Consider the following 6259-nt stretch of genomic DNA (forward strand, 5'->3'; position numbering starts at 1 on the left):
AACAAAAACATTATATGACGTTGAATCAAGTGCAAAGATACAAAATCTTCGGGACATTCGGGAGGAGTTATTGATATTTTAGCTGATTTTCAAGCCTCTTAACCCGCTTTCTTGTGGGATTTACGCTTCTTGCGGGCTTTCTTCTGAAAATCATTCTCGTCGGGGGTGAAGGCCTCGATGACTCGCTTCACGATGAGGTTGTAGAGTTTTTCCTCGTCACGGCTGAGGTCGGTGGGATGCAGCCCGGTCGTGACTATGCCATGACCGTTATAGGGCGTTTCGCCATTGTGGAAGGTGTTGCGGGTGCTGAGCCATCCCACTTCTTTAGCCATCCGGCCGTAGCAGGGGTTGTGTTCCAGCACACGGAAGTCACGACGCATGGAGTCATAAACATTGCCGGGGATGCCGTTCTGGTAGAGGTAGGGGTATGAGATCAGCCCTTTGGCGTAAAGTTTGTGGGCGATGAGGAACGTCGGCTCAAAATCGTAGCCGAGTTCCATAGTGGCATCCATCCACAGGGTGACCATGTTGTGAAGAGTCTGACCCTTCACGATATTCAGTTCCACGTCGCCGCTTTCATCGGCTGATTCGTTCTCAGCCGATTCGATGTCGAGGTCTTTTCCTGCGGCCTCGGAATTGGCTTTGAGAAAAAAATTCACGAGTTCCTCCGCGAGCCATGCCTCATGCTTGTCGGGAGAATATGTGCCGTTCTCGACAGCCCGGATGATGATGGGCTTACGCAGACGTGGAAGCCATGCGCGGCGCACAGTCACCGGCATACGGAGATACCAGTACAGGTTCAGGAACGCCAGTTCTCCTTCGAATGTGGGTTCCATGGCGTTGACGACGACATTGCTTTTTGCCCACAGCGTCTTGATTACGGAGAGTTGGGCTTCGTCGGCTTTCGACTTCTCCCAGCCGAGCAGCGCATCATAGTTGCGCATCCTGAAATTGAAGTGGTGCGCGTACATCTGGCGCATGTCCTGACCGGAGTTCATGACGAACTTTTCGCCATGCTTGTATTCGGATTCGATGATTTCGCCGTTGGTCCATGTCACGGCATAGCCGTTGCCATGATAGTAGCCTTCGAGTTCGGAGGTTGCGCCGATTGCGCGGGCAATGGTCTCAGCCATGAAACGGTTGGCGGTTACGACTGTCACGAGTGTCTTCTTTGTCATATTTGAAATGTTTTTATTGTGAGTTGGGAATTTTGAGACGAAAGCGTCGGGAGGTTCCGGACCCTCCCTAGGCGTTTCATCCGCGTGGGTTCAGTGGTTGTGGATTATACTCTGCTGTGGGAATCAGAGTCGCGGGCCCTTTGGCTTACGCTGCTGCTTTTGCTGGATTTCGTCCTTCGGCTGGGTCTGTCCCTTGGTCAGAGGGTCGGTGATGTTCTTCGTCTCCTCGTTGGTGAGACCGTCGTTGTTCACCGCCTTCTGGGTGCGGGATTCGTCGGCGACCTTGACACGCGGGTCATTGAGCGATGTCACCGGACGCTGTTTCTCCTTGTCGAAGTACAGATAGACAGTGCAGGGCTGTCCCTTCTCATCGACCATGTTGTCGAGCTTGGCGACACGCCCGTTGGCGTAGTCTTCCTTCTGCTGTTCGGTGAGCGGAATCTTGTTCCATTGTCCGAGAGGCTTGATGCTGCCGTCTTTGAGTGTCCAGTTGGGTTTCCTCTCAGCCTTCTTTTCCGAAGCCTCGGTCGAAACGGATTCGCCTTTGCCTTCTTTCTTGGCTTCGGCGGCACGCTTTGCCTGCTCCACCTTCTCATACCAGTGTATGCCGTTGGGTACAAATTCGACAGCCTTGCGGTCGACATTGTACTGGAGTATTCCCGTGCGGGTCTTTCCATCGCGGCATACCACCTCTTTGGGGGGCAGGGGAAGACCTTTCTTCAGGGTCATGATCTCCGGCATGGTCAGCTTCGTCTGGCCGAAAGTGTCACGGATTCTGACATCCTTTGCCGGGATTGCCAGCAGCTCGTTGGTGTAGCGGTCCCGGCTGATGAGCGATGGAACTTTCTCTCCGGTGGCAGGGTCGATCAGTTCTACAATACGACCGAGGTTGCCGTTCTCTTTGAGATTTGCCTGATCGATTTTGTCGAATTTGTGTCCCATGAACTGGTCGAGCTTCTGTTCGCTCTGGATGAAGTGAGGGACAAGTTTGACGCTGCCGTCGGGGTCAGTGCGGAAAGAGAGTCGAGCCTCGATGCTGAATTTTTCTCCTCCGAAGGTCGGGGTGATATTCACCAGCTTGGATTTCCGGTTATAAAGCATCTCCCTCAGGTCGCCGGAGGCTTCGAGAGCCTCTTTGTCGATGCCCCATTTCTCTTTGAGCATATCCCAGTCGATTTTCGACTGGTCGATAGCCTGCCACTTGGGTTCCTGCGACATGGTTGTCTGAGATTGAGCTTCATCCGCTGTCTGCTCCGATGGTTCCGCAGAGGTTTCTGTCTGCTTGGACTGCTCGACTTTCAGAGCCGGGAGCGCCACATCGACCTTGTTATCTTTGAGTATCTCGGCATTCGCCACAGGGTCTTTGGCGAGGTCGCCGATTACGGTGCCCACCGTGTCGTATCGGTCGGCGGGTACGCGGAAGAATCCGAATGTCGAGGGGTTCTTGCACTGGCGCACGAAGTTCGACATAAAAGCTTCGAGAGGGTTCTGGCCTTTTGAGAATTTCACGAGGTCAGAGAGTTTCGCCGACTTTACATCGGTCATTTTGGGTGTGCCGTCCTCGTTGAGTCCGGTCACCGCGCCTACCTGCCCGGTGTCGTTGTTGCGGGCGATAAGGACTTCTTCTTGATTCAGCTCTTGTGCCATATTAATTAGAAGTTTTTGGGGTTGGAAACTTGTGCCTGAAAAGAGGCACGTTAATTATTGGTGTATGGTGGTATGGTTTTTATCTTCTTGTGGTTTCAAATGCGATTCTGGCATCTGCCCAGCGGAAGGTCACGCGGGACTGGCGGCTGTCACCGGATTTTATGAATGGTAGTGTACCGTCAGCCATCATGGATTCTATTTTGGTTTTGCCGACATTATACATTTCCATGAGCTGTGCCTTGGTCAAAACTCTTTCTTCCGGCTCAATGATACCCTGATTTGTCAGGACAGCATAAATCTCTTTGCTGGCTTCCTTGATTTCGCGTCTGATTTCACATTTGATTTCTGCTCGAAGATCATCAATTATGGCTCTGAAATCAGAGAGGATTGCTCTTTTCTCTAATACTGTCATATCAATATCGGGGTAATCGGGTTACACGTTTCATTGCTTTCTCGTATGCCACCGGATTCCAAGGACATTGGAACTTTTCGATAGCCTCCACAAGTTCCTTCAGGAAGTAGTGGGTTTCTCGACCGACCTTCTTCCATTTCAGCACCAGCCGTTTTCGGATGCGCTGAAGGTGTCGGGGTGATACACAGAGGATAGCAGCGGCCTCATCCTTGCTCACCATAGGCTGGTTGGGAAGCCGCTCATGGATAAATCCATATTCCTCGGCTTTATGAATTTTCTCATCCTGAGCCGCGAGAAACTTTTCAAGACGGCTGAGAGTGCCTTGCATTCTCTGTACCTCTTGTGCCAGATCGGGATGAGGGGGGAACATAACGTAATTGTCCATATCAGGTGGGTTTAGCGGTTTGTTTGTGATGCAAAGTTACTTCGGGAAAAGGAGGTGCATCTATGATAACTCCGGGATAGAGTTGGGATAAGTGTAGGATAAAAAACGCTTGATTTTCTAAAATCCGCAATAATTCATCGTTGAATAACAGCGACTTATACAAATACTCTTAATGAATGTTAAAGTAGAAATTTGTGGAAATTTTTTTGAAAATCTCACGTCAGGACACAGCGAGTGCCGTCCGAGCATTCCCGAACGGCACTCGCAAGAGGCTTATGGAATGTTCAGCTTAGAAATCGAGATTGCCGAGGTTTTTGGAAAGAATGTCCATATCCTTTCCGATTTTGTCGGCGGTAATTCTCGCGTAGATCTGTGTGGTCTGGATATTTGTGTGGCCGAGCATCTTTGATACCGACTCGATGGGCACTCCACGGCCGAGGGTCATGGTAGTGGCGAAGGTGTGCCGGGCGAGATGGAACGTCAGGTTCTTCTCGATGCCACAGATGTCGGCTATCTCCTTCAGATAGCAGTTGAGCTTCTGATTGGTGATTATCGGCATGAGCTGGCCGTCGGTGTAGCAGCCCTCATATTTGTTGAGGATTTTCAGGGCCGGCGGAAGTAGGGGTACCATTACCTTCGTGTTGGTCTTCTGACGGTGGGTGACTATCCACAAGCGACCGTCGAACATCTTCTGGATGTTGTCGACACGGAGGTGGGCGAGGTCGATGTATGCCAGCCCGGTGAAGCAGGCGAAGATGAAGATGTCGCGCACCTGTTCCAGTCGCTTGGAGGCAAACTCTTTCTGCATCATCTTGCAAAGCTCGTCTTCGGTAAGATAGCCACGGTCAACACGCTCGATGGAGATTTTGTAGCCGTTGAAGGGGTCAACGGTTATCAGTCCGGCGCGGATGGCTTTGTTGATTACCTGCTTGAAGAACTTCATGCACTTGTAGGTGGTGTTCTGCGAGTATTTATACTCGGTACGGAGGAAGAACTCCAAGTCCACGATGAACTGATACTTTATCTCTCTCAGGGGAATGTCGGTGATATTGTACTTCTTCTTCATGAACTCCACCACGCGGCGGTACATTCTTTCGTACTTGCGGTAGGTGGGGTCGGCTTTGCTGAGTCCGACGAGCTTCTTGGTGTCCTCCAGATGCTGCTCATAGAGTTTCAGGAGTGATTCCTCCCGCTGGGTGATGCCCATGTAGGCGTTGCGCACCATTTCTACGGTAACGTAGCCGTGACGACGCTGGATGTCATAGAAATGATTGGTCAGAATAGTCTGAATATCCTGAAGATGGTTATTGATCTCAAAAGACTTGGATGAACGACCGGTGGCTTTACCGGCTTTCCCATCCCATCTTTCTGGCTCGCAAACCAATTTTGTGCTCCAGTCCTGTCTTTCTCCGTCAATAGACACGCGCACGATGATGGCGGATGTACCATCCTTGTTGACATGATTGCTTCGGAGATAGAACAGAATCTTAAATGTGCTCTGTTTCATCTTACATTTGGATTTGGTGGTTATGATTGCGCAGGGTTTTTACCCCCTTGCAAAATTCATAACGAGTTAAACTTAATTTTGCTTAGACTCACCTCGGCCAATAGAGGACGAATAGCGGACATGATGTCCTGCGTATTCTGACGGAGTGCATGGGAATAGAAAATTAGGTATCAAATGTAAGCTTCGGACTATGCCACCGGACTCCATTTCTTGTGTGCCATCAGATGTCCGATTTTGGCCGCTATTTTCCGACTTATGTCAGAGTTTCGGTTTCGTAAAGTGCTGCACAAAACATAGTTACGACACTTACTGCTACACAACTGCTACATTTGGCATCTCACGATTTTTGTGTAGCAGATTTGCAACCAATGGGTGTCTTGTTCAGTCTTTTTTCTGTCCGATGACGGTCCTGAGTCGTCATTTTTAGGCATTAAAAAACCGCACAATAAGTTGATATTGTGCGGTTTAGTCTTGTTTAGACTTTTGTTGGCCGGAATCTGTCCGACCCGTCAAGTGGAGCTGGAGGGGTTTGAACCCTCGTCCAGTCGTCCAGACAATGAGCTTTCTACATGCTTATTCTCATGTTGGTTTTCGTGTCGTGACAGGCAAGAGACGGCCAATCGCGACCTTATCCTCTAAAGAATCTCGGCGATTATCGAGGCTTTCGTCGCCATATTTCCGATTTAACTGCACCACCGGGTCGATCCGTCTCGGAAAAAGGACAATCGGGTGATGTCTCGTCGCCGCAACTGTTGCAGCGATAAAGGTTAATCTACTGTACTTCGATTAAGCAGCGAGAGCGTAGTTGTTTTCGCCATTTGAATTTTTGATGTCTCTGATTATAGAGTGTGGGCATCATCACTCTGCATGCTTACTCACCACCTCAAAACGCTGTCAAAGCCAGTCAGCCCCGTTGTGTAGTAAGTGAAATGCAAAATTACATATTTTTCCACCTCTACAAAAACATCATGAACAATTTAACCTATTTTAACTACATACACCATACAATATTAGTAACTATTCAGCGGACGCGCCGATGTAGTCGCCGTTTAGAAAAGGGCGAGGATTGCGTTGTAGGGCGAGTTGCCGTGCTTCTTGGTTGTCTCGACGATTGAATGCAGATCCATAAA

Annotated in this window: 5 protein-coding genes and 1 other RNA gene; all 6 read right to left on the minus strand. The window is 49.8% G+C overall.

The features are described 5' to 3' along the window. Window positions 1-98: 98 nt before the first annotated feature. The gene (locus QGT73_RS11850; RefSeq protein WP_123486105.1) at window positions 99-1178 is read right to left on the minus strand and encodes a DNA topoisomerase; all 1080 of its coding nucleotides are present in this window, start codon (window positions 1176-1178) and stop codon (window positions 99-101) included. A 123-nt stretch (window positions 1179-1301) separates the two neighbouring features. Beyond that, window positions 1302-2825, minus strand: a complete 1524-nt coding sequence (locus QGT73_RS11855) for a DUF4099 domain-containing protein (RefSeq protein ID WP_123486106.1) — start codon at window positions 2823-2825, stop codon at window positions 1302-1304. Between the two features lie 79 nt (window positions 2826-2904). Continuing rightward, complete coding sequence (locus QGT73_RS11860) at window positions 2905-3237, minus strand: hypothetical protein (RefSeq protein WP_123486107.1); 333 nt, start codon at window positions 3235-3237, stop codon at window positions 2905-2907. 1 nt (window position 3238) lies between these two features. After that, the gene (locus tag QGT73_RS11865) at window positions 3239-3622 is read right to left on the minus strand and encodes a hypothetical protein (RefSeq protein WP_123486108.1); all 384 of its coding nucleotides are present in this window, start codon (window positions 3620-3622) and stop codon (window positions 3239-3241) included. Window positions 3623-3911: 289 nt separating this feature from the next. Beyond that, window positions 3912-5129 carry a site-specific integrase gene (locus tag QGT73_RS11870; protein WP_123486109.1) on the minus strand — a complete coding sequence of 406 codons (1218 nt, stop codon included), beginning with the start codon at window positions 5127-5129 and terminating at the stop codon, window positions 3912-3914. A 511-nt stretch (window positions 5130-5640) separates the two neighbouring features. Next, window positions 5641-6041, minus strand: a transfer-messenger RNA (tmRNA) gene (gene ssrA / locus QGT73_RS11875). Window positions 6042-6259 lie beyond the last annotated feature (218 nt).

The organism is Duncaniella muricolitica, from assembly GCF_910574735.1.
Taxonomy (GTDB): domain Bacteria; phylum Bacteroidota; class Bacteroidia; order Bacteroidales; family Muribaculaceae; genus Duncaniella; species Duncaniella muricolitica.